Source organism: Vibrio sp. V19_P1S1T109, from assembly GCF_002241375.1.
Taxonomy (GTDB): domain Bacteria; phylum Pseudomonadota; class Gammaproteobacteria; order Enterobacterales; family Vibrionaceae; genus Vibrio; species Vibrio anguillarum.
Genome location: NZ_NDIM01000286.1, coordinates 1 through 24407, shown reverse-complemented (window position 1 = coordinate 24407; position 24407 = coordinate 1). Strand labels below are relative to the sequence as shown.

Sequence of the window (24407 nt, the reverse complement as noted above, 5' to 3'; positions counted from 1 at the left end):
GAGTTAAACCGAGCCACGATAGCCCTTTTTCAACAACAAAGCCCGCGATGATTGCGGGCTTTGTTATTTTTAACGCTCAACCTTATTCAGTGAGTACGGCTGGCAGCGACTTTGCGCTTTACCCAAGTTTCATTGACCCACAGTGAGAACAAAATGATCACGCCGCCAATTGCAAGGCGCATTAAATCTACGTCGCGATTCCAAATCAGAATGTTCACCACTAATCCTGCGGGAACCAGCGCATTATTCATAATCGCTAATGCGCCTGCGTTGACTAAACAGGCTCCTTTGTTCCACACGAAGTAACCAAGCCCAGAAGCAATTACCCCTAAGTAGATCAAAATACCCCATTGCAAAGAGGTAGTGGGCAGTTTTTCACTATTGCCAAACAGTAAAAATGCCACGCTTGCTACCACCAATGCACCTAAGTAGAAATAACCGAATACGCTGTGTTGCGCTAAAGTAATGGTCTCTTTTTCCATGACGTATTTATAAGCCACTTGGCCGATAGCAAAACAGAGGTTAGCCCCTTGCACCACCAAAAAACCCAGCAAAAAGTGCTCGTTTATTGCTGCAAATTTAATAAAAACGGCACCGATTACGGCAATGGCTGCCGTCACTAAGTACCACGGAGAAAAGCGGCCTTTCAGTAGATCGTAGATCAGCGTGACGTAGATTGGTGTAAACACCGTAAACAGCAAAACTTCAGGAACCGATAGCAGTAAAAATGATTGATAGTAGAAACAGTACATCAGGCCCAGTTGGATTCCACCAATGGTCATCAACTTAGCGATCAACGGAGCGGGAACGGTTTTAAACCTGATCAAAGGTAGAAATACTAAGCTCGCTAATGCAACGCGCATCCAAACCGCGAACCAAGAATCAACTTGACCGGCGAGATAAACGCCGATCAAGCTAAATGAAAATGCCCAAAGTAGGGTGACTGCAGAGAGATAGGCCATAACAAACAACGCTGAACAGTAAATAACCCGCAGTCTAACCGAGTTTTGGCTTGTCGTCAGTCGTGAAGTGGTATTACAAGCATGTCGACTGGCGAACAGTTAATCAGTTGCCGAGTGGATGAGAGTAACTTGCTCCAAAAATCTTGATGATGACCGCAGACCACCAAATCAACACTGAATTCAGCGATGGTTTCGCATAGCTCATTACTGAGGTCGCCGCTGCCTACTAGTGTATGGCGGATAGGGTATTGCGCGTGTTCCGCTAAGGCTTGCAGCTGCTTTTGTGACGCTTCCATCGCGTGATGTTGAGTTTCTGCTAAATTGATATCAATGAGTCCGGTATACAGCTCGGCATAGTTGACATCAATGTGAATGAAAGAAACGTCAGCATCGAGTGGTTTTGCCAGTGCAACAGCTTTGTCGACTAAGAGTTTACTGTCTTCTGAAAGATCAATGGCAACCAAAATATGTTGATAACTCATTGTATTATCTCCTGATGGGGTACTGATTAAAGATTAGCACTGAGGCCGAGAGTTTTTTGTCGCCGTGATCTCATATCCGCATACCTGACTCAAAGTGTTATGGTGAGGTTCATGGTATAGTCAATTCAAATCGTTACATAAACTAGGAGTCGACATGTTGTCACAAGCTATGGTTGAAAAACTGAATGAACAAATTAATCTGGAATTTTTTTCATCCAATCTATACTTACAAATGAGTGCTTGGTGTGAAGATAAAGGATTTGAAGGTGCTGCCGAGTTTTTACGCGCTCATGCCGTAGAAGAAATGCAGCACATGCAGCGTTTATTCACCTACGTGAGTGAAACGGGTGCACTGCCTATCCTTGGTGCGATCGCAGCGCCAAAACATAAGTTTACGAGCCTTGGTGAAGTGTTTCGCGAAACTTATCAACATGAGCAGATGATTACTCAGCAGATTAATAAACTCGCTCATGCGGCGTTCACATCTCAAGACTACTCAACGTTTAACTTCCTTCAGTGGTACGTTGCGGAGCAACATGAAGAAGAGAAGTTGTTTAAAGGGATTTTAGATAAGCTAGAGCTTGTGGGTGATGATGGTAAGGCGCTGTTCTTCATCGACAAAGACCTAGCCGCAATGGCAAAAGCCGGCTCATCTTCTGTAATGGATACCCAAGCTGTGTAATCGCAGCAGAAAGAGTATGAAGCGATCGTCTTTTTCTTTGGGTTCTATGCAAAGGTGTAGGGAGGAAAAGATGATCACTGGGGATACAATTTTATTTGCGCTAATGCTGGTCACTGGGGTTAACCTAGTCAGGTATCTTACGGCGCTACGCTCACTTATTTACATCATGCGTGAAGCTCATCCATTGCTTTATCAACAAGTGGATGGCGGTGGCTTTTTTACCACTCACGGTAATGTCACCAAGCAGGTTCGTCTTTTCCATTATTTGAAAGGTAAAGAGTATCACCATCACCACGATCCCCTATTTACGGGCAAGTGTGATCGCGTTAGAGCGCTGTTTATCTTGTCGATGTCATTGCTGGCCGTGACAACCTTCGCGGCTTGTATCGTATAACTGAGCCAGTCATTGTATTGATTAAAGGAGCTATCGAGCTCCTTTTTTATCGTCTGTATAAAGTCATCGACTTATTTCTTCACTATTATGCATCTTCATTGTGCGGCGACTATTATTAGCAAGAGCAATCGAAAGGAGAAAAATAATGGATGAAAAAGCACTGCTCGCACGTTTGAATGAGTTACCTCGTATTCAACAAGTATTACAAGAACTACTCGAAATGGTTAATAAAGAAGAGGTCGATTTTGGTGCGCTCACAAAAAAAATTGCCATGGAACAAGTGTTGAGTGCGCGGCTGCTTCGCCTTGCAAATTCGGCACATTTTGGCGGAAGCCGCACAGTGGCCTCTATCAATGATGCGGTGATTCGTGTCGGAAGTGGCTCGGTGAGAACTATGGTGGTGGCATCGGTATTATCCAGTGCTTTTCCTAAAATTGACACCTTGGATCTGCAGCAATATTGGTCCGATACCTTTGAAATTGCCATTATCGCCAGCAAACTGGGGGCAGCTTGTAAACTCGATGCCAATAGCGTCTTTACTACCGGAATATTGCACAACATTGGCCAATTGATGATCCACACATTAGCGCCGCAAGAAGCGTTGAAAATTCGCCTTTGTGTTGATGCTGGTGAAGTTGAACTAGAAGCACAACAGCAAATCATCCATACCGATGCGAATGTACTGGGGGCGAAGCTAGCCAAAGCTTGGAAGTTTCCTGATGAGATGGCCGATGCGATCGCCTACTCTGCGCAGCCAGAAAAAGCGCAGCTTTCACCAAAACTTGCCCGTGTATTGCATTTTGCCCGTGATATCCACCATCAATGGGACATCCTGACCGAAAAAGAAAAACGCTTATTTCTGGCTGAGCACCCAGATGCTCGTGTGCTGGCAATATCTGCCACATTTGCTGAAACAATTGACGCCGTTCGCGGAAAAGGGCGCGATCTTGCCGAGCAGCTCGTCTAATACCGTCGCTGGTGGATTAACCTTGTCTTCACTCAATTAGTCGTTAAAATGTCCCCCATTGATAAGGATGTACGCCACCAGCGCTGCATCCTTTTTGTTTGTCATTAGGTGCGTGTGCGTCTATGTGCGTCTAGTTAAATGAAGGTGAAAGCATGAGTCAGTCGTTTGATGTTGTCGTTATTGGTGCTGGCGCCGCCGGGCTAATGTGCGCCGCGCAAGCTGGCCTGCGTGGGCGCAGCGTATGCGTTCTCGATCATGCTAAAAAGCCTGGCCGTAAAATTTTGATCTCAGGTGGCGGTCGCTGTAATTTCACCAATTATGAACTATCGGCCGCTAACTACTTATGCCGCAATCCCCATTTCGTTAAATCAGCGTTATCGCAGTACAGCCAGTGGGACTTTATCTCGCTGGTCAGTAAATACAATATTGCGTTTGAAGAGCGCGATCATGGACAGCTCTTTTGCCTTGATTCGGCGAAGGACATCGTCAATATGTTGCTAAAAGAGTGCGATTTACCGACAGTCAAGCAGCGTTATCAAGTCGAGATTCAATCGATAGATAAGGTGCCAAACGGCTTTCAGCTCACCACCAATGACGGGCCGATCCAATGCCAGTCACTGGTGGTCGCAACGGGTGGCTTGTCGATGCCCAAGCTTGGTGCGACTCCTTTTGGTTACAAAATTGCAGAGCAGTTTGGACTGGCGGTGATCCCAACCACGGCCGGGCTCGTGCCTTTTACACTGCATAAACAAGATAAAGAAGATTTCGCCGAACTAGCCGGCATTGCCATTCCAACTGAAATCACTACTGAAGATGGCACAGTGTTTAAAGAAGCACTGCTGTTTACTCATCGTGGTTTATCTGGGCCGGCGGTGTTGCAAATTTCTTCTTACTGGAAAGCGGGGCAGAAGGTCAGTATCAACTTAGTGCCGGAAGTAGACATCGAGCGGCTATTAAATGAATCACGTGAAGCACACCCAAATCAAAGCTTAAAAAATACACTCGCGAAAGTACTGCCTAAGCGTTTAGTTGAAGTACTGATTGAGCGCAAAGCTTTTGTCGATAAACCGCTCAAACAGTTAAACCCACACGAAATAACCGCTATCGCACACGACTTACAACATTGGCCGATTCTTCCCAATGGTACTGAAGGTTATCGCACAGCCGAAGTCACATTAGGTGGCGTAGACACCGATTGCCTCTCATCGAAAACCATGGAATGCAAATCGGTTCCGGGCCTCTATTTTATTGGTGAGGTAATGGATGTGACGGGCTGGCTTGGCGGCTATAATTTCCAATGGTGTTGGTCAAGCGGCTATGTCGCCGGACAATGGGTGTAAGCTGTTTCGAGATAAAAAGCCATCCTCAACGATAAATGCCACTGAAGAGCACTGTCAAACCAATGGATCGTTTTTTAGAAAAAAGAAGAGCTGCACAGGTTAGCCCTTCTTTTTTGTTGTGTGGCAATGAGTTGCTTCTAGCTGGATTTATTTTGTTTATAGCGGTCAAAGATAACCGCCGCGAGCAAAATAGTTCCTCGCACTACGTATTGAGAAAAAGGTGACATATTCAGTAGATTCATCGCATTCTCTACCGTACCGAGGATGAGCACACCCGCAATAACGTAAGATACTTTACCTATCCCGCCTTTGAGCGATACCCCACCGAGCACACAAGCAGAGATGACCACTAACTCAAAACCGACGGAAGTCATCGGCTGACCGCTGGTCATACGCGCGGCTAAAATAACCCCAGCGAGCGCAGAGATAAAGCCAGAGATAGTGAAAATGATGATTTTAGTTTTTACGACGTTGACACCCGCTAATCGTGCGGCTTCTTCATTACCGCCAATCGCTAATGTATTGCGCCCATAAACCGTACGATTTAGTAAAAAGGCAAAAATAGCGAAGGTGACTATGGTTAACCAAATTGGCGTTGGGATACCAAGTAAAGAGGAGTTACCTAGGGTGAAGAAATGTTCTTCAGTGATCCCAACCGCCTTACCGTCAGAGATGATATAACCAAGACCGCGAGCTATTTGCATCGTTGCGAGAGTCGTTATCAGTGCATTGATCTGCAATTTGGCAATAACGAAGCCATTTAGCAAACCAAAGAGTACACCTGAAAGTAAGCCTGCGCCGATACCCAATACCACACTGCTGGTTGCGTTAATCGCTACCGCCGTTACTACGCCAGAGCAGGCAATAACCGAAGCAATCGAGAGATCTAAATCCCCGCAGGCTAGGCAAAAGAGCATGGCGCACGCAACCATGCCGCTCATGGAAATAGCCAGACCGAGCCCTTTCATATTAATGAATGTAGCAAAATAAGGGACAAATAAACTGCAAAGCAAAAATAGCCCAGCAAAGACCATCAGCATGCCGAACTTATCCCAGATGGAAGAGAACTTAAAAGAGCGAGTCGGGCTCTCGGTATTGTCTATTTTGGTTGAACTCGTTACAGCCATTAGGATATTCCTTTTTACGCAGCGACGTCGTTGCCAATCATGGCAAGACGTAACGCAGATTGTTCGTTAAATTCAGTTCGTGTTAATTCACCAGTTACTTTGCCATCTTTCATAACCAGTAATCGGTCAGCGATACCAAGCACTTCAGGCATGTCACTAGAGACAACTAAGACAGTCACGCCATTTTCTGCCAATTTGAAGATCAACTCGTATATCTCAGACTTAGCGCCAACATCAATGCCGCGCGTCGGCTCATCTAGCAAAATGACGCTCATATCGGTAGATAACCAACGACCAAGGATCACTTTTTGTTGATTGCCACCGGAGAGCTCGCCAATGGGTTGATCTAACGAAGCAGTTTTGACGTTTAATGACTGGTTTTGTTTGAGGGCATTGCTCGACTCCCACTGGAAGTTGATTAACCCGCCAAGCTTTAGATGCCATGGACGAGCGCTAATGTTGGTGTTTTCTTGCACCGATAAAATAGGCACGATACCGTCTGCTTTGCGATCTTCAGGGCATAAGGTAATGCCCGCCCGAATGGCATCTTCAGGTTTAGTAATCCGTATTTTTTGTCCGTGAAGATAAACATCGCCCGCGGTGGCTTTTTCTGCTCCGAAAATCAAACGGGTAAGTTCTGTTCTGCCCGCACCGACCAGACCAAACAAACCTAATATTTCGCCTTGCTTTATTTCTAGCGAGAGAGGAGCGGTGAGCCCTCTGCCCATCAGGTTTTTAATCGCTAATCCACTTTGACCAAGAGGACGAGAGCGGTAGTTGTAAATGTCATTGATTTCCCGGCCAACCATTAACTCAACCAAACGGTCATGAGTGAGAGTCGAAAGGTCATAACAGGTTTGCACATGGGTACCATCTTTGAAGATGGTGATTGCATCACACAGAGCGAATATTTCTTCCATACGATGAGAAACGTAAAGAATGATTTTGCCGTCGTCGCGCAATTCGCGGATCACTTTAAATAGGTTTTCAATTTCACGTTGAGACAAGCTACTGGTTGGTTCGTCAAAAGCGATGATGTGTGCATTGCGACTTAGCGCTTTAGCAATTTCAACCATTTGCCACTGGCCAATAGAAAACTCTTTTAATGGGCGAGAGGGGTCAAAATTTTCCCCCAAGCGCAATAGCTGTTTACGTGCGTTACGATTGAGGGTTTCGGTATCGACCCGGCCATGTTTAGTGGGAAGTTGCCCTAAGAAAATGTTTTCTGCCACGCTGAGTTCAGGAACCAAATTAAGCTCTTGATAAATAATGGCGATACCTTGCTCTAATGCGTCAACCGTTGATTGAAATGTTACTGGATGCCCATCAATGAGCAGCTTGCCGTGAGTGGGTTGATGCAGCCCGCTTAGCGTTTTCAATAGAGTCGATTTCCCGGCCCCATTCTCTCCCATTAAGGCATGAACACTACTGCTGTTAACGCGAAAGCTAATGTCGGTCAGTGCCTTAACACCCGTAAAGTGTTTTGATATTTGGCAAAACTCTAAGCAAGAGTGTGAAGCTGCCATAGTCTGTACTCCTGTTTACTTCGCGAAAGCGGTACGAAGAAGCTGTACCGCTTTTAGCCATTGACGACGAACGCCTTACAGGCCTTTCTTCGCCAGTTCTGCTTCGTAGTTGTCGCGAGTAATTAAGACAACGTCCGTCACTTCAACGAATTTTTGTGGTTCAACACCGTCTTTCACCCATTTATAAAGTGATTCGATGCTTTTGAAGCCGTGTACATCTGGGCTCGGTAAAAGAGAACCATAGAACCCTGTTGGTTTCGATTTAGCTAATTCACTGACAGCATCGACGCCATTAATGCCAACACCAATAACATTACTTGCGTTAAACCCTTGTCCTTCTGTCGCACGAACTCCGCCGAGAACGGTATTGTCGTTCATACCGACGATAAGCCACTGCTTGACCATTGGGTATTGCACCAGTAGCGAGTTTGCTGCATCCAGAGCGCCAGGGATGTCATTTGCTTTGGTTGGCACGCGGTAAATTTGGTTGGATGGGAAACCCGCTTCTTTCAGTGCCTTAATCGAACCATCGACACGACGACGCGCGGTATCCAGCTCGTCTGCGGTTATGGCCATAACGCCCGTTGTTGCGGTATCCCAGTTACGTTTTGTCATCTCTTTGTACAGTTCAGAACCTTGGCGATAACCAATTTCACTGGCAGCCATCATCACCAAAGGCACGTTTGTCATCGGTTCGCCTTTCGCATTAAGGAACTGGTCATCAACCGTGATGACTTTCAAATCGTAGCTTTTTGCTTTAGCCATAATTGCAGGCCCAAGCTTAGGGTCAGGTGTGCAGATGACAAAGCCTTTGGCGCCACTTGCCGCTAGCGTATCGATAGCGTTCAGTGTTTTTTCTCCATCAGGCACCGCCATTTTGATCACTTCAAAGTTATATTGCTTACCTGCTTGCTCAGCAAAATTCCATTCTGTTTGGAACCAAGGCTCTTCAGGTTGTTTTACCAAATAACCTAATTTGAGTTCATCGTTGCTACCGAAAAAGGCATTAGCAGAAATACTGAATAATGCGGTTCCGGTGAGTATTGCGGCAGCGAGTGTGGTTTTTATGCTTTTCATCTTATTTGTCCGTCCACTGGTAGGGTTGTTTCATCTCCATACTTAAGGAAGTTGACGAGCTTTGAAGTGATGAAAATCACAGCAGAAAAATGTAGCGTTTTTGTCCATTCATGTAGCGAGGTAGGGCATGAAGTACCTCTCACTTTTTATGGTTTTATGTGTTTGATTTTATATGTCCATCGGCTATTTGGCGTTTTTATGCGCTTTTTTTTCTGGAGAAAAGCTGAAGTGATGATTTTAAAACCATTAGCACAGAATGAGTGTGTCGACTAATTTATCCATATTTTTAGCTATTGGGTTCATGGTGATATTGACGTAAGACCGTTATAAAAATAGGCAGTTAATCGGTCTGATGTGGAGTGACCATGAATAATTTGAATATAGATTCACCTTACGTGATCGGCTTAGATTTTGGCTCTGATTCTGTACGAGCTTTATTGGTGAATGCTCGCAATGGTGAAGAGGTTGCGTCTGGCGTGGCTAACTACCCAAGGTGGGCAAAAGGACAATACAGCGACTCGAACCAATCTCAATTTCGTCATCATCCTCTTGATTATATTGAGTCTCTGACCATTGCTGTCCGAGAAACGTTGGCGCAGGTTTCCACAGAGATCGCACAATCTGTTGTTGGCATTGGCGTGGACAGTACGGGTTCAACTCCAGCCCCTATCGATAAAGAGGGCAATGTGTTGGCGTTGCTTCCTGAGTTTGAGCATAACCCCAACGCCATGTTTATCTTATGGAAAGATCATACTTCCGTGACCAAAGCGGAACGCATTAATGAGCTGGCCCATTCACACACTTTTCCAGACTACACCAAATACATCGGGGGATTGTATTCATCGGAGTGGTTTTGGGCGAAAGCCGCGTGGGTAGCGGAACAAGATGCAGGGCTTGTTCCTTATATCCATAGCTGGGTTGAGTTGTGTGATTGGGTTCCAGCTCTCCTTGCAGGGTGTCAGCATCCTACAAATTTACGCCGCGGTATTTGTGCTGCAGGGCATAAGGCGATGTGGCATGAAAGCTGGGGCGGTTTACCTTCGCAAGATTTTTTATCGGCCATTTCTCCCACGCTCGATGGCATGCGAGATCGAATGTTTACTGAGGTATACACCTCAGACCAATTAGCTGGGCATCTGAGTGCGGAGTGGGCGCAGCGGCTAGGCTTACCAGAGGGAATTGCCATTGCCATTGGTGCTTTTGATTGCCATATGGGCGCGGTGGGCGCGGGCGCGGGCGAACATGACTTAGTGAAAGTTATTGGTACGTCAACATGCGATATTTTGATGGTGGATGCACAAAGTATCGGTGATCGAACCATTCATGGAATATGTGGCCAAGTTACGGGTAGTGCGATGCCAGACTTAATGGCACTGGAGGCTGGGCAATCAGCATTTGGTGATATTTATGCTTGGTACAAACGTGTGATGTTGTGGCCAATCGCGCAACTGGCTAAGCAAAACCCACAATTAGGAATTGATTTGGACGCCGCTGAGGCCTTGTTAATTCCTCAACTTACGGCGGAAGCACAGTCAAAACGTCTGCAACTGGAAACGCCTCTTGCCTTAGATTGGCATAACGGGCGGCGAACGCCTTATGCTAATCAACGTCTCAAGGGCGCAATCACGGGGCTGAACTTAGGCTCTAGTGCACCAGATATCTTTGCGTCACTGGTGGAATCAACAGCTCATGGCGCGAAATCAATCGTCGATTGCTTCGTTGAGCAAGGTGTCGAAGTGAAACGTGTCATCGCCATTGGCGGAATTTCTCAGAAGTCACCATTTGTGATGCAAACCTGTGCCAATGTCATTGGGCGAGAAATCGCCGTTGTCGCTTCAGAGCAGTGTTGTGCATTAGGTGCGGCCATTTTTGCAGCTGTTGCGGCCGGGCTTTATAGCGATGCCGAGCAAGCTCAAACTCAAATGGCGAGCCCAATCTGCGATGTTTACTACCCAGATGCTGATACCAAAGGGACCAGCGAATGGCGTTATCATGCTTATCGCCAGTTAGGGCAGCAGATCGAACAATTTTCTGAATTCTTGTTGGCACAGGAGCGTACTGATGAGTGTTAAGACTTCTCTAGGCTTCAATTTAGCCAGCGACCCACAAGCAAAGCAACGTCTGAGTGAGCTTCGGCAGCAAGTATGGCAAGCCAATATGGCGCTACAGACCCACGGTTTAGTTACCTTTACTTGGGGCAATGTATCAGGCATTGACCGCTTAACAGGGTTAGTTGTGATTAAGCCAAGTGGCGTCGAATACGAAGCACTCAATGCCGACAATATGGTGGTGGTTGATCTGAATGGCTTAGTTGTCGAGGGCGATCTTAAACCCTCTTCTGACACAGCTACCCATTTGGCCTTATATCGCGCTTACCCAGAACTTGGCGGCATTGTGCACACGCATTCTCCTCATGCCACCTCTTGGGCTCAAGCAGGTAAAGCCATCCCAGCATTGGGTACTACTCATGCTGACTATTTCTACGGCAGCATTCCCTGTACTCGCCCCTTGACCAATGCCGAAATCGCAACCGACTACGAACACCATACCGGCAAGGTCATCATTGAAACGATCAGTGATGGTGAAGTGTTGGCCATTCCTGGGGTTATTGTTAATGAACACGGCCCATTCAGCTGGGGTAAGGATGCTGATCACGCCGTTCATAACTCAGTTGTCATGGAGGTTGTCGCCAAAATGGCACTGCAAACTTTGCAGATCAACCCTCAAGTGACATTCATCAATCAAGCCCTACTGGATAAACATTACTTACGTAAACACGGAGCTAATGCTTATTACGGTCAAAGTAATGTAAAAAATAAATAAGGGATAACAATGAACACGTTTACCAATCAACAAGTGTGGTTTGTCACTGGGTCGCAGCACCTTTACGGACCTCAAGTATTACAAAATGTCGCGCAAAATAGCCAAGAAATTATCCATGGTTTAAATCACTCTCCAGCCATTTCAGTTCCTTTGGTGAACAAAGGTACAGTGAAGACGCCAGATGAGATATTAGAGGTTTGTCGCCAAGCCAATAATGATGATTCATGTATTGGTCTCGTGCTTTGGATGCATACTTTTTCGCCTGCAAAAATGTGGATTTCAGGGTTAAGTCAGCTCAACAAGCCGTTCTTGCATCTTCATACTCAATTCAATGCGGCCTTACCTTGGGATGAAATTGATATGGGTTTTATGAACCTAAATCAAAGTGCCCATGGTTGTCGTGAGTTTGGTTTTATTGGCACGCGACTGGGGATTGATCGAAAAGTAGTCGTGGGGCATTGGGAGAGCCCGATTGTTCACCAACAGGTGGATGATTGGTGCCGTGCAGCGATTGCTATTCATGAAGGGAAGTCGCTTAAAGTAGCGCGTTTTGGCGACAACATGCGTCAAGTCGCGGTGACGGAAGGAAACAAAGTCTCTGCGCAAATTCAATTTGGTTATGAAGTTCATGGCTATGGCTTGGGTGAGCTGAGCGAGAGCGTCAATCAAGTTTCAGACAGTGACGCTAAGGCTTTAATGGATGAATACGCTTCTTGCTACACCATGAGCCCTGAGCTTTTTAAAGACAGCACAAGTATCAATATTCTAACTCAAGAAGCGAAGTTGGAATTGGGTATGCTGCGTTTCTTGGATTCCGTGGGCGCGAAGGCGTTCACCAACACCTTTGAAAATTTATCGGGTATTTCGAACTTGCCAGGCTTGGCCACACAACGCTTGATGGAAAAAGGCTTCGGGTACGGCGGTGAGGGGGATTGGAAGACCGCAGCGATGACTCGCATCATGAAAGTGATGGGGCAAGGCCGAGTGGGCGGAACATCGTTCATGGAAGACTACACCTACAACTTTGGTCAGCAAAGCCAAGTGCTCGGCGCTCATATGCTGGAAGTTTGCCCTTCTATTGCTCAAGACAAGCCAAAGATTGAAATTCATCGTCACACTATTGGCTGCAAATGCGATATTGCTCGTATGATGTTCAGCGGAAAAGCGGGGCCTGCGGTAAACGTATCTTTGATTGATCTTGGAAATCGCTTTCGCATGATAGTCAATACGGTCGATACTCAAGCTCCACCACAATCGCTACCTAAATTACCCGTGGCGCATGCGTTATGGACGCCGCAACCCAACCTTGAGACGGCAGCCGCAGCATGGATCCATGCGGGTGGCGCGCATCATACCGTATACAGCCAAGCGGTGAGCGTTGAGATGTTAGCGGATTATGCCGAAATGGCGGGGATCGAAATGGTATTAATCGATAACCAAACCTCCTTGTATCCATTCAAGTCCGCACTCAAAACAAACAGCGTTTATTACCGTTTATCTTCAGGTATTTAAACCCGCGGAACACTCCCTCATCTGAGGGAGTGTTCATTAAGCTATGGTGTGAACATGAATGCTCTTCCTTTATCCACTGGCTTACCATTACTGCGTTATAAAGAGTGGTATTTGGAATTAAAAGCCGATAAACCCGATCAATTTCAGCTGTGTTGTGAGGATAAACCTGTATTCGTTGGGCAGCTTGAGCTGATCAACAATGGGCTTATCATTGATATGCGCTCTGTGGTTTGGCATTTCAGATCTAAGCAAAACCATTTAGAGCAGTGGTGCAACATTCAGCTTAACGAAACACTCTCATTGAGTATGACTTACACCTTTTTTCAAGGTGCATTGGTGATTGATTATCTTGCGCGAAATAGCATCCCAACTCGGCTTGATATTCGACATCACATTACTCAAACAGACGTTAGCCACCAACTGGCCACGCAACCTGAAGACATCATCTCTTCGATTAAAGGTTGGCAAAGAAAACGTAATGACCAACCCAGTGAATACTTAATCGAACCCGTAGGACATGGCTTCTGTGAGGCTTTTTCTGCGACACAATGGATAGTCTTAGATGAAAAGTGTGAACTGAAAAATCGTACTTAACGAAGAGGTTGCTTACACTACACGTAAATTACAGTGAATATTGCCCCATGCAGAATAACCCTCTAAAACCTGGATATAACTTTAATGCTCATTTAGTGGCTGGACTAACGCCAATTATTGAGGGAGATGAACTGGATTTTACGATTGATCGACCTAATGGCATGAAAGGTTTTATTGTCAATTTTACGAGCAAAGGTGAGGGAACCATTTTTTATGGCAAAGATGAGTTTCACGTGAAACCTGGAGACTTACTTCTTTTCCCTCCAACAGCGGCTCACTATTATCATCGAAAAAAAGATTGTGCTTCTTGGTTTCACCGTTGGGTTTATTTTCGGCCACGAGCCTTTTGGCATGACTGGCTAACATGGCAACAGCAAAAAAATGGCGTCTACTTAACGCAAGGGTTGGATGAGAATACCATTCGCTATATTGAAAACCTGTTTATCGATATTGAATACACTTCAAAACAAGATGTCCCTTATCGAAATGATTTATCGATTAACTTGCTCGAACAATTATTGATTAGATGTAAGACACTGCAACCGGACGTTGTCAGCAAACCGCTTGACCCTAGGGTGGTGGAAGCGATGAATTATATGACGCAAAACCTCAATCAAGACTTCACTATCGAGGATGTTTCGGCCCATATCTGTTTATCACCATCGCGTTTAGGCCATTTATTTCGTTCTGAAATGGAGATGACCATAACCCAATGGCGCGACGACCAAAGGATCAGCCGAGCCAAACAATTACTGGTCACGTCTAACTACTCGGTCAATCACATTGGTCGAATTGTGGGCTATTCAGACCCACTCTATTTTTCTCGTGTTTTTAAACGTAAGGCCGGTGTGAGCCCTAAGATTTACCGCGATCAAATTACTTTGTAAACCTATGCAATCTGTCCGTTTGGGCTTTTCGTCAATTTGGGTCGCTGTCATTGAGTGATCGTTTTAGTCGTTTTAAACTGCTGTACGACAAGCCCTGTGATGATCAGCACTAAACCAATCAGAGTGGTGGGGTGAATAGTTTCGCCAATAATAGTAGCCAGCAACAGCAGTGAGATGAAAGGTGAAGCAAAAATGAGATTGCTGATCCTTGCGGTGTTGGCCGTGAGTTTTAACGCACTCAACCACAGCACGAAGGTGATCCCCATTTCAAACAAGCCGACATAAGTTACCGCACTCCACCCTTTAATCGTAATCTGATGCCAGCTTGCACCTTCATAACAACTTAAACCAATCGCAAAAGGGATGGCGATCAAAAACCCCAGTAAAACGCCAATCACGGGGTCGGCGGTGTTTTTGGTATTAAGAATCCAGTAGCCAGCCCAAAGAAGCGTTGATAATAGTGCCAGCCCAACACCCAGCGGGCTATCAAACTGCATGGCTAAAATATCACCCTTAGTCGCGATAACCACCACACCAAAATAGCTCAGTGCACACGCTATCCAATCTTGTTTACGAATGGTTTGTCCTAAAAATACAGCGGCCATCAGTGTCAGGGTGATGGCCCAACTGTAGTTGATCGCTTGCGCTTGAGAGGCGGGCAGCAGTGAGTAGGCCTTAAACAGAATGAGGTAGTATGCGAGAGGGTTAATTAAGCCCAACAATAAGTAATACCAAGGGTTAGCGAGAAAGGTACTCACCACTTGGTTGAGCTTGCCTTGCAGCGCGCAAATGCCCAGCAGTACGCACCCAGAGACAGCACTCGCAACCGTCAGCATCTGGATCGGCGTAAATTCAGCCAGCGTAAGTTTGAAAGCCGTGGCAACCGTTGACCACAATAATACGGCAGATAAGCCAAAGCCGAGTGCGCGTCGTTCGTCCATGAATCCTCGTTAGAATAATTGTTGAAATAGTGTTCAGCGGCGCAAGTCTATAGTTTGCTGTTAACTTGTACAAACTGGACATTTATCCAGTATCGAAATACCATTTGTCCATGACTGATAAAATGAGTTAACCCGTTATCATGCAATGGATTATCGAAAATCAAGCGTTAGTGCTTTCAACGTTAGGCAGCGCCGTGCTGAGTGGCTCAGTCGCTGGCTGGTGGGTTAAGCAGAAGCTCAATTTGAAAAGTGAGCTATTACAACAGCAATTAGAGACTCATCAAGCCCATCATCAGCAGCAGATAATCGAACTTAAACAAGCTTTGCAGCAGGCGCGACAAGAGTTGGATGAGCTGGATGAAGAACGAGATAAAGCCGCATTTGAGCTTAAGCAATCGCACGGGAAATTCATGGCCGCGATGGAAAAGCTGCGCTATTTCGAAGTGGTTAAGCAAGAGCGGCAACAGAGCATGGAAGATGCGCATGCTCTGCGTGAGCTGAAATCGCAACTTGAGGCTCAACTGCGTGAGCAAGAAGCACGGCATGAACAGCAAATTCAATCGAGCCAAGAAAAACTACAGTTACTTGAACACGCTGAGGAACGCCTAAAGCAGCAGTTTGAGCAGCTAGCCAATCAGTTATTTGAAGTCAAAACCGCGAAAGTGGATCAGCAGAACCGTCAAAGTTTGGAAGGGCTACTTTCTCCACTGAAAGAGCAGCTCGAAGGGTTTAAAAAGCAGGTCAATGACAGCTTCAATCATGAAGCGAAAGAGCGCCATACGTTGGTTCATGAATTGAAAAACTTACAACGCCTCAATGAACAGATGGCGCAAGAGGCACTCAATTTGACCCAAGCGCTGAAAGGCGACAATAAACAGCAAGGCAATTGGGGCGAAGTGGTTCTCGCGCGGGTGCTGACCGAATCAGGCCTGCGTGAAGGGCATGAATATCACACTCAAGTCAGTTTGCAAAACGAGGCTGGTAAGCGTTATCAACCCGATGTAATTGTCAATTTACCACACGATAAGCAGGTGGTGATTGACTCGAAAATGGCGCTGGTGGCTTATGAGCGTTATTTCCATGCTCAAACTGAAAGTGAACGTGCTCGCGCATTAAGTGAGCATTTACTTGCGCTGCGCGCCCATATAAAAGGACTCGGTCAAAAAGATTATCATCAGCTCAAAGGGCTACAAAGTTTGGATTACGTGCTGATGTTTATTCCCGTCGAACCTGCATTCCAAGTGGCGATTCAAGCTGATCCCAGCTTGGTAAAAGAGGCGATGGAGCAAAATATTTTGCTGGTTAGCCCAACCACCTTGTTGGTTGCGCTGCGTACGATCGATAATTTATGGCGCAATGATCGACAAAACCAGAACGCGAAGTTGATCGCTGAGCGGGCCAGCAAATTGTACGATAAATTACGCTTGTTTATGGAGGACATGGAAGGGCTTGGCGGCGCGTTAGACCGTGCAAACCAAAACTATCAAGGGGCGATGAATAAGCTCGCGACAGGGCGCGGCAACGCACTGCGTCAAGCCGAAAGTTTTAAACAGCTTGGCGTCGAGATAAAACGTTCCATAAACAGTGAATGGGTCGAACAAGCACAAAATGAGGCATGGGCAGACAGTGCGGTGGAAAATGCACCTTTAGTAGAAAGACATCACGCTGAGGATAAAGTAAACTGATCGCTCGCAGTCGCCTTTAACAAAACAGTGCTGCCCAAGAGGAACCTTCATGACGGATACCAGCGTGCAATCAAAAACAGCATTAGAGACACAAAATACCACTCACTTTGGTTTTGAAACCGTAGCGAAAGAAGAAAAAGTCGCCAAAGTCGCGCAAGTTTTTCACTCGGTTGCGGCCAAATACGACATGATGAATGACCTGATGTCTGGTGGCATTCATCGCTTATGGAAGCGTTTTACCATTGATTGCAGTGGCGCTCGCCCGGGCCAACGTATTTTGGATCTTGGTGGTGGTACGGGCGATCTAACCGCCAAATTTTCACGCATTGTGGGCGAAAAAGGTCATGTTATTCTGGCTGATATCAACAACTCGATGCTCAATGTCGGACGCGATAAATTGCGTGATAAAGGTGTCGTGGGCAACGTACATTACGTGCAAGCCAATGCCGAAGAACTGCCTTTTCCAGATAACTATTTCGACTGCATCACCATCAGTTTTTGCCTGCGTAATGTGACCGATAAAGATAAAGCGCTGAGCTCGATGTTCCGCGTTTTAAAACCGGGTGGCCGTTTGTTGGTACTTGAGTTCTCCAAGCCAGTGCTTGAGCCATTATCCAAAGTATACGATGCGTATTCGTTCCATCTATTGCCGAAAATGGGCCAAATCATTGCCAATGATGCCGACAGCTACCGCTATCTTGCGGAATCTATCCGCATGCATCCCGATCAAGAAACCTTAAAAGGGATGATGGATCAGGTTGGTTTTGAACAAACGAGTTACTACAACTTAACGGGCGGTATTGTTGCGCTGCACCGTGGTTACAAATTCTAAGGATTGGGCATGCCGTTTGAGCCTTTAGTTACCGCCGCGATTGAGACCACACTCAACACCTTAATTCAAGACGATCCTGAATTGGTGCGCCGATTATCACGCCTGAAAGGGCAAGTCATCCAAGTGCATCTCAAAGAGTTCAATAAAACGCTGACCTTCATTTTTAGCCAGCAAATTGATGTGTTAGCGGCTTACGAAGGCGAGTCGAATTGCTACCTGTCGCTCAATGTTTCCATTTTGCCCGAGCTACGCGAGCAAGCGAACATCACCCAACTGATCAAACAAGATAAGTTGGTGCTGGAGGGCGATATTCAACTGGCGCAAAAATTTGCCCAGTTGATCACCGATTCCAAGCCGGATGTTGAAGAGTGGTTGTCACGCCTGACGGGTGATGTGCTGGCTCACGCTTTAGTGCAGGGTGTGAAAGACATAGGCCAAGCGCTGCAATCACAACGAAGCAAGCATCAAAACCACCTCAGCCAAGTGTTAACGGAAGAGTGGCGTTTATTACCTAGCTCGCTCGAGGTGGCCTATTTTTGTGACCAAGTGGATGATCTCAATAGCCAAGCGGCGCGTATCGAAGCCAAAATTCAACACTTGTTGGAGCAAGCATGACGCCAACTGAACTCAAGCGGTTGTACCGAATTATCAAGGTACAATTGGAATATGGTCTAGATGAACTGTTGCCAGAACATCAACTCACCAAAGCGCCAATATTAGCGCGCAAAGGATTGTTCTGGATTAAAAATCAGCATGCGGACAAACCATTAGGTGAGCGCTTGCGCTTAGCCTTGCAAGAGCTTGGTCCAGTGTGGATTAAGTTTGGTCAGATGATGTCAACGCGGCGTGACCTGTTTCCACCGCACATCGCAGACCAACTTGCGTTACTGCAAGATAAAGTCGCTCCGTTTGATGGTGTACTTGCTAAAACTCAGATGGAAAAAGCGTTGGGCGGCGCTTTAGAAACTTGGTTTGATGAATTTGATATTGAACCACTTGCTTCTGCGTCGATTGCTCAAGTCCATACCGCCAAACTCAAATCATCTGGCCGGGAAATCGTACTCAAGGTCATTCGGCCAGATATTCGGCCAGTGATTGATGCCGATATCAAACTCATGTATCGCATGGCGAAAATTGTTGCCAAAGCATTACCTGAAGCAAGGCGACTGAAGCCCGTTGAAGTGGTACGTGAATACGAAAAAACTCTCCTTGCTGAACTCGACCTACGCCGAGAAGCAGCCAACGCCATTCAACTGCGTCGTAACTTTGAAAATAGTGAAGAGTTATACATTCCAGAGATAATTCCTGACTTTAGTAATGAAACTGTCATGGTTTCTGAGCGAATATACGGCATTCAAGTTTCTGATATTGAAGGTTTAGCGGCCAACGGCACTAATATGAAGTTGCTTGCTGAACGCGGGGTGAGCGTGTTCTTTACCCAAGTGTTCCGCGACAGTTTTTTCCATGCCGATATGCACCCGGGTAATGTCTTTGTTAATCCCGCGCATCCTGACAATCCACAATGGATTGGCTTAGATTGTGGTATTGTCGGTACCTTAAACAGTGAAGATAAACGTTATTTAGCCGAAAACTTCTTAGCTTTTTTCAACCGAGATTACCGCCGAGTGGCACAATTGCACGTTGATTCTGGTTGGGTTCCACGTGAAACCAACATCGATGAATTTGAGTTTGCTATTCGCGTGGTCTGTGAGCCAATTTTTGCCAAGCCATTGTGCGAAATCTCATTTGGTCATGTGTTGCTAAACTTGTTTAACACGGCTCGTCGCTTCAATATGGAAGTGCAGCCGCAATTGGTCTTGTTGCAAAAAACGCTATTGTATGTCGAAGGGTTAGGGCGTCAGCTTTATCCTCAATTGGACTTGTGGCAAACCGCTAAACCATTTTTAGAAAAATGGATGATGAACCAAGTTGGGCTGCAAGCGTTTATCCGTGCAGTAAAAGAGCGAGCTCCGCTTTGGGCTGAAAAATTACCTGAATTGCCAGAGCTGCTTTACGATAGCCTCAAACAAGGTAAAGCAATGAACCAAAGGTTGGATCAGTTGTACCAAGGTTATCGAGCCAGTAAGCGTCAACAGGCAACAGGAAAGTTTTTATTTGGTATTGGCGCCACTTTGGTCGTATGCTCGGCGATATTAGTGACCAGTGCTTATCAGCCGTTTGCAATAACCAGTGCGATTGCAGGTGTTGTATTTTGGCTACTCAGTTGGAGTGCTTACCGTCGTTAAGCGGTCTTTTATTTGAAATCAATTTGTTGAGAAATTCCTGAGGTGTAGAGAATGGGTGGTATCAGTATTTGGCAACTTCTAATTATTGCCGTGATTGTTGTATTACTATTTGGAACCAAGAAACTGCGTGGTATCGGTAGCGATCTCGGTGGTGCGGTTAAGGGGTTCAAAAAGGCGATGAGCGATGAAGAGCCAGCCAAGAAAGACGCAGATTTTGAACCTAAAAATATAGAGCAGCAGAAGACAGAAGCGACTGCTGAGACTAAAAAAGATAAAGAGCAGGCCTAACACGTGTTTGATATCGGTTTTTGGGAGCTGGTATTAATATCGGTTGTCGCGTTGGTCGTTCTTGGCCCTGAGCGTTTACCTCATGCTATTCGCAGTGTGGCAAAATTTGTTAGCACGGCAAAGAACATGGCGAACAGTGTTAAAGATGAATTAGCACATGAGCTCAAAATTCAAGAGCTGCAAGAAAACTTGCGTAAAGCAGAGCAAATGGGAATGGAAAATTTATCTCCAGAGCTGAAATCTTCTGTGGATCAGCTCAAGCGGGCTGCGCAAGATGTACAACGCCCTTATGCGAACTCATCGCCCTCTGAAACAAAAACAGAGCGCGATGAACAAAGCGTTGAAGTTATTCCCGCTACAACGATTTCGTCGCCTGAAACGGCCGATAAGAAAGCCGACTCATCTCTGTAGGAGGAGTTATTGCTACCACTGTAACTCCTCCTCTTATGCTCTATTTATACGAGGTTCGATATGTCTTCCGTTGAGCAGACACAGCCTTTAATCAGTCACTTGCTAGAGCTACGCGATCGTTTATTGCGTTCAATAGCTGCGGTGATCGTGATTTTTATCGGCTTAGTCTATTTCTCTAGCGACATCTACGATTTTGTCTCCAAACCATTGGTTGAGCGTTTGCCTGAAGGGGCGACGATGATTGCGACCGATGTTGCCTCGCCCTTTTTCACGCCACTCAAACTTACTTTGATCGCGTCTGCCTTTCTCGCGGTGCCTTTTATCCTTTATCAAATTTGGGCCTTTGTCGCTCCAGGTTTGTATAAGCATGAACGCCGTTTAGTCATGCCATTGATGTTTTCAAGCTCGTTGTTGTTCTATTGCGGTGTGGCGTTTGCGTACTTTGTGGTATTTCCACTGGTGTTTGGCTTTTTTACGGCCATCTCTTTAGGCGGTGTTGAGTTTGCAACGGACATTGCCAGTTATCTCGATTTTGTGCTTGCGCTCTTTTTCGCTTTTGGTATCGCCTTTGAGGTTCCCGTCGCCATCATTTTACTGTGTTGGACGGGGGCGACGACGCCGAAAACCTTGAGTGAGAAAAGGCCTTATATCGTGGTTGGGGCATTTGTGGTGGGTATGTTACTGACGCCGCCTGATATGGTGTCGCAAACCTTGCTCGCCATTCCGATGTGTTTATTGTTTGAAGTTGGACTTTTCTTTGCTCGTTTTTATGTGCGCAAAGATGAGGAAGAGCCGGAAGATGAAAGTCATTAATACATGAAAAAAGCGGCGAATAGCCGCTTTTTTTGTACCTATGATAGTGGACTATTTAATCTTCAAAAGATAACCGCACTGAGAGCATCGATAGACTTCCTTGATACCCAGAAGTTTTTGCCAGAAGGTTCGATGTTGACGTTGTAAGTGATTACCATGTTCACACATATTAGCCACGTTTATGTATTAAAATTTTGCCGCATACTATAGTGTTTGCATAACTGTTTTTGTGATATAGATCACGTTGATGTGTATATCACTCTATCTATAGTTCTATAAATTATAATTTAAACAGTGAGTTAGCATTAGTGTTTGTAATGTTATTCACTTCAACCAACGAGAGTTCGGTGAGTTCTGCGATGCGTTTGGCAACTAGCGTTGTGTAAGCTGGTTCGTTGCGCTTACCTCTGTGAGGGACAGGGGCTAAATAGGGACAATCTGTTTCTAGCAGAACAAAGTTCATATCGAGATGCGGTAATACTTTATCCATACCGCCATTTTTAAACGTTGATACACCACCAATCCCAAGATGAAACCCTAGCTCATTAATGGCTTTAGCTTCTTCAAGCGTGCCGCCAAAACAGTGGAATACACCGCTAAGTGAGCCATCTTGCTCTTTTTCCAGCAGTTGTAGAGTTTGAGTGATGGAATCACGGGTGTGGATGACAACAGGCAAATCGCGCTCTTTGGCCCAATTAAGTTGAGTGACGAAAGCCATCTCTTGTTCGGCCTGAAAGGTTTTGTCCCAATACAGATCAATGCCAATTTCACCAATGGCGATAAAGGGGTGTTTATCTAGCCAAGATTCGATAACCGTTAGCGTTTGCTTCACATTTCCATCCACATAGCATGGATGCAGCCCCATCATCGATCGGCAAAGTTCAGGGTAAGCCGCTTCTGTTTTAAGCATAGGCTCAATGGAGGCAAGATCGATATTGGGCAACAAAATAGCCTCAATGCCTTGCGCCTTAGCGCGTTGCACGACCTCATCTCGATCGTGATCAAATTCAGCGGCATAGATGTGAGCGTGAGTGTCAATCATGGTGTGTCTCGATAAACAGAGAATGGGAGAACAGTATACGGAAGTGTGAGCCTGAGGTCATTTTTCTGATTTTTGTCGATTGGCGCTAGCGTCAAAAAGCGAGAGTGATATGATTTCGCCACACTTGAGCGATAGCGGTAGTGAAGAAAGAATGCTTTCTCACACCGCGTATAAACAAGGAGAAGAGAGTGTCAGTATCCATTCAAGGTCAGTTCCCAGGGCGTCGCATGCGTCGCTTACGCAAGCATGATTTTAGCCGCCGTTTGATGGCTGAGAATCAGTTATCGGTTAATGATTTAATTTATCCCATGTTTATTTTGATGGGTAAAGATCGCCGCGAGCCAGTGGAGTCTATGCCCGGTATTGAGCGTCTCTCTATCGACTTAATGCTCGAAGAAGCGCTGTATTTGGCTAATCTCGGCGTGCCAGCCATCGCACTTTTTCCAGTGGTTAATCAAGATGCTAAAAGCTTGTGTGCTGCTGAAGCACATAATCCTGACGGCTTAGTGCAACGTGCGGTGAAATTATTAAAAGAGCATATACCACAAATGGGTGTCATTACCGACGTCGCGCTGGATCCTTTCACGACCCATGGCCAAGATGGCATCATCGATGAAAGTGGCTATGTGATGAATGACGAAACCACCGAGGTGTTGATCAAACAAGCGCTGTCTCACGCTGCAGCCGGTGCCGATGTGGTTGCCCCTTCCGATATGATGGATGGACGAATTGGTAAGATCCGCGAAGCGCTTGAAGAGGCGGGTTTTATTCATACACAGATCATGGCTTACTCTGCGAAATACGCGTCATGTTATTACGGCCCATTCCGCGATGCGGTTGGTTCCTCTTCGAACCTGAAAGGGGGAGACAAGAAAAACTATCAGATGGATCCGGCCAACAGCGATGAAGCCATTCACGAAGTGGCGATGGATATCAATGAAGGGGCTGACATGGTGATGGTGAAGCCCGGCATGCCATACCTTGATGTGGTGCGCCGCGTGAAATCTGAATTACAAGTTCCTACGTTTGCGTATCAAGTGTCTGGTGAATATGCGATGCATAAAGCAGCCATTTTAAATGGTTGGCTTAAAGAACGTGAAACCGTAATGGAGTCATTATTGTGCTTTAAACGCGCAGGGGCAGACGGCATTTTAACCTATTTTGCTAAAGACGTTGCGCAGTGGCTGGCAGAAGATAACGCCAAAACGGCACAATATTTACATCAAGATAACTAAGTTGTGAATTTGATAGGGGAGCGAATTTTTCTATCTATTTGAAAATCAATTAAAAAAAGATTTAATGAAATAGATAGGTAGGTGTTTTTAGTATGATTAGAAAATAAATGAGATTTTTTCTCATTTAGGGGTTGATAATTAAATGAGAATCATTATTATTAACCATGTCTTAGGGAATGGCGAAGTTCACAAGGACGTCGAGTTTACGATTAACGAATTGCTAGGTGTTAAAAGTAACAAGACAAATTGGCGACGAACTTGCGCAAGTTCTTTTTGACACGACATTGCTCACATTGCTTCCAGTGTAATTTATAGCTTTATCGTAAGGCTGAATGAATCACTTCACTTAGTTTTACCTGTTTTTGCTAGGCGACATCCTCGGGTGTCGCTTTTTTTATCGCTCATTTTTAAGAGGATGCTTTTGTTGTGAATAAAAGGCCATCGATAGTCTTTTCCACAATCAATGATCGTAAAAAGATCATGATAGGAATGTTCGATCTTTGTTTTATTCATTTATAAACAATAAGTTAATGCCATTGTT

General features: G+C 45.7%; 24 protein-coding genes. 17 read left to right on the top strand and 7 right to left on the bottom strand.

The features are described 5' to 3' along the window. Positions 1–86 precede the first annotated feature (86 nt). Positions 87–962: a carboxylate/amino acid/amine transporter gene (locus B9J87_RS13980; RefSeq protein ID WP_026028253.1), complete on the bottom strand. Its 876-nt coding sequence runs from the start codon at positions 960–962 to the stop codon at positions 87–89. Positions 963–1018: 56 nt separating this feature from the next. Continuing rightward, on the bottom strand, positions 1019–1444 hold the full coding sequence (locus B9J87_RS13975) for a universal stress protein (protein ID WP_010319581.1): 426 nt from the start codon (positions 1442–1444) through the stop codon (positions 1019–1021). Positions 1445–1598: 154 nt separating this feature from the next. On the opposite strand from B9J87_RS13975, the gene ftnA reads away from it, so the two are divergent. The 4 genes from ftnA (at position 1599) to B9J87_RS13955 (ending at position 4827) form a co-directional block, all read left to right on the top strand. Further along, positions 1599–2126, top strand: coding sequence for a non-heme ferritin (gene ftnA / locus B9J87_RS13970; RefSeq protein ID WP_013855622.1), 528 nt, complete (start codon positions 1599–1601; stop codon positions 2124–2126). 70 nt (positions 2127–2196) lie between these two features. After that, positions 2197–2520, top strand: coding sequence for a universal stress protein UspB (gene uspB, locus B9J87_RS13965; RefSeq protein ID WP_010319583.1), 324 nt, complete (start codon positions 2197–2199; stop codon positions 2518–2520). A gap of 145 nt (positions 2521–2665) precedes the next feature. Beyond that, positions 2666–3487 (top strand): HDOD domain-containing protein, encoded by an 822-nt coding sequence (locus tag B9J87_RS13960; protein ID WP_176429536.1) that lies wholly within the window; start codon positions 2666–2668, stop codon positions 3485–3487. 152 nt (positions 3488–3639) lie between these two features. Further along, positions 3640–4827 carry an NAD(P)/FAD-dependent oxidoreductase gene (locus B9J87_RS13955; protein ID WP_013855625.1) on the top strand — a complete coding sequence of 396 codons (1188 nt, stop codon included), beginning with the start codon at positions 3640–3642 and terminating at the stop codon, positions 4825–4827. 137 nt (positions 4828–4964) lie between these two features. On the opposite strand, the gene araH is transcribed toward B9J87_RS13955, so the two are convergent. The 3 genes from araH to B9J87_RS13940 form a co-directional block, all read right to left on the bottom strand. Then, positions 4965–5954 carry an L-arabinose ABC transporter permease AraH gene (gene araH, locus B9J87_RS13950; protein WP_013855627.1) on the bottom strand — a complete coding sequence of 330 codons (990 nt, stop codon included), beginning with the start codon at positions 5952–5954 and terminating at the stop codon, positions 4965–4967. Between the two features lie 14 nt (positions 5955–5968). Next, positions 5969–7480 (bottom strand): L-arabinose ABC transporter ATP-binding protein AraG, encoded by a 1512-nt coding sequence (araG, locus tag B9J87_RS13945; protein ID WP_047690319.1) that lies wholly within the window; start codon positions 7478–7480, stop codon positions 5969–5971. A 75-nt stretch (positions 7481–7555) separates the two neighbouring features. Next, positions 7556–8557, bottom strand: a complete 1002-nt coding sequence (locus tag B9J87_RS13940) for an arabinose ABC transporter substrate-binding protein (RefSeq protein ID WP_047690318.1) — start codon at positions 8555–8557, stop codon at positions 7556–7558. 365 nt (positions 8558–8922) lie between these two features. On the opposite strand from B9J87_RS13940, the gene B9J87_RS13930 reads away from it, so the two are divergent. From B9J87_RS13930 to araC, 5 genes are read left to right on the top strand one after another with little or no spacing between them, the layout of a single operon-like run. Beyond that, positions 8923–10629: a ribulokinase gene (locus B9J87_RS13930; RefSeq protein WP_176429535.1), complete on the top strand. Its 1707-nt coding sequence runs from the start codon at positions 8923–8925 to the stop codon at positions 10627–10629. After that, the gene (locus tag B9J87_RS13925; RefSeq protein ID WP_017044515.1) at positions 10619–11380 is read left to right on the top strand and encodes an L-ribulose-5-phosphate 4-epimerase; all 762 of its coding nucleotides are present in this window, start codon (positions 10619–10621) and stop codon (positions 11378–11380) included. Before B9J87_RS13930 ends, B9J87_RS13925 begins: the two co-directional genes overlap by 11 nt. Before the next feature lie 9 nt (positions 11381–11389). Then, positions 11390–12892, top strand: coding sequence for an L-arabinose isomerase (araA, locus tag B9J87_RS13920; protein WP_047690310.1), 1503 nt, complete (start codon positions 11390–11392; stop codon positions 12890–12892). A 54-nt stretch (positions 12893–12946) separates the two neighbouring features. Further along, complete coding sequence (locus B9J87_RS13915; protein WP_094151313.1) at positions 12947–13486, top strand: hypothetical protein; 540 nt, start codon at positions 12947–12949, stop codon at positions 13484–13486. Between the two features lie 47 nt (positions 13487–13533). Further along, the gene (araC, locus tag B9J87_RS13910; RefSeq protein ID WP_094151310.1) at positions 13534–14373 is read left to right on the top strand and encodes an arabinose operon transcriptional regulator AraC; all 840 of its coding nucleotides are present in this window, start codon (positions 13534–13536) and stop codon (positions 14371–14373) included. Positions 14374–14420: 47 nt separating this feature from the next. Here araC and B9J87_RS13905 read toward each other — a convergent pair whose 3' ends face one another. Then, the gene (locus tag B9J87_RS13905; protein WP_094151306.1) at positions 14421–15314 is read right to left on the bottom strand and encodes a DMT family transporter; all 894 of its coding nucleotides are present in this window, start codon (positions 15312–15314) and stop codon (positions 14421–14423) included. 140 nt (positions 15315–15454) lie between these two features. Here B9J87_RS13905 and rmuC point away from each other — a divergent pair, with 140 nt between their 5' ends. The 7 genes from rmuC to tatC are packed head-to-tail and all read left to right on the top strand — an operon-like array spanning position 15455 to position 21589. Next, on the top strand, positions 15455–16999 hold the full coding sequence (rmuC, locus tag B9J87_RS13900) for a DNA recombination protein RmuC (protein WP_094151303.1): 1545 nt from the start codon (positions 15455–15457) through the stop codon (positions 16997–16999). A 49-nt stretch (positions 17000–17048) separates the two neighbouring features. Continuing rightward, positions 17049–17831 (top strand): bifunctional demethylmenaquinone methyltransferase/2-methoxy-6-polyprenyl-1,4-benzoquinol methylase UbiE, encoded by a 783-nt coding sequence (ubiE, locus tag B9J87_RS13895; protein WP_010319838.1) that lies wholly within the window; start codon positions 17049–17051, stop codon positions 17829–17831. Positions 17832–17840: 9 nt separating this feature from the next. Then, positions 17841–18446 carry a ubiquinone biosynthesis accessory factor UbiJ gene (locus B9J87_RS13890; protein ID WP_094151298.1) on the top strand — a complete coding sequence of 202 codons (606 nt, stop codon included), beginning with the start codon at positions 17841–17843 and terminating at the stop codon, positions 18444–18446. Next, positions 18443–20077 (top strand): ubiquinone biosynthesis regulatory protein kinase UbiB, encoded by a 1635-nt coding sequence (gene ubiB, locus B9J87_RS13885; protein ID WP_094151297.1) that lies wholly within the window; start codon positions 18443–18445, stop codon positions 20075–20077. Before B9J87_RS13890 ends, ubiB begins: the two co-directional genes overlap by 4 nt. Before the next feature lie 51 nt (positions 20078–20128). Next, positions 20129–20365 (top strand): Sec-independent protein translocase subunit TatA, encoded by a 237-nt coding sequence (tatA, locus tag B9J87_RS13880; RefSeq protein WP_010319841.1) that lies wholly within the window; start codon positions 20129–20131, stop codon positions 20363–20365. 3 nt (positions 20366–20368) lie between these two features. Next, a complete protein-coding gene (tatB, locus tag B9J87_RS13875) occupies positions 20369–20776 on the top strand; it encodes a Sec-independent protein translocase protein TatB (protein WP_094151296.1) in 408 nt (135 codons plus the stop codon). A 60-nt stretch (positions 20777–20836) separates the two neighbouring features. Then, entirely contained in the window at positions 20837–21589 is a 753-nt protein-coding gene (gene tatC / locus B9J87_RS13870; protein ID WP_010319843.1) for a twin-arginine translocase subunit TatC, read from the top strand. A 280-nt stretch (positions 21590–21869) separates the two neighbouring features. Here the strand turns inward: tatC and B9J87_RS13860 are convergent, their stop codons facing one another. Next, the gene (locus B9J87_RS13860) at positions 21870–22631 is read right to left on the bottom strand and encodes a TatD family hydrolase (RefSeq protein WP_094127915.1); all 762 of its coding nucleotides are present in this window, start codon (positions 22629–22631) and stop codon (positions 21870–21872) included. 188 nt (positions 22632–22819) lie between these two features. Here B9J87_RS13860 and hemB point away from each other — a divergent pair, with 188 nt between their 5' ends. Further along, a complete protein-coding gene (hemB, locus tag B9J87_RS13855) occupies positions 22820–23866 on the top strand; it encodes a porphobilinogen synthase (RefSeq protein ID WP_026028265.1) in 1047 nt (348 codons plus the stop codon). Positions 23867–24407 lie beyond the last annotated feature (541 nt).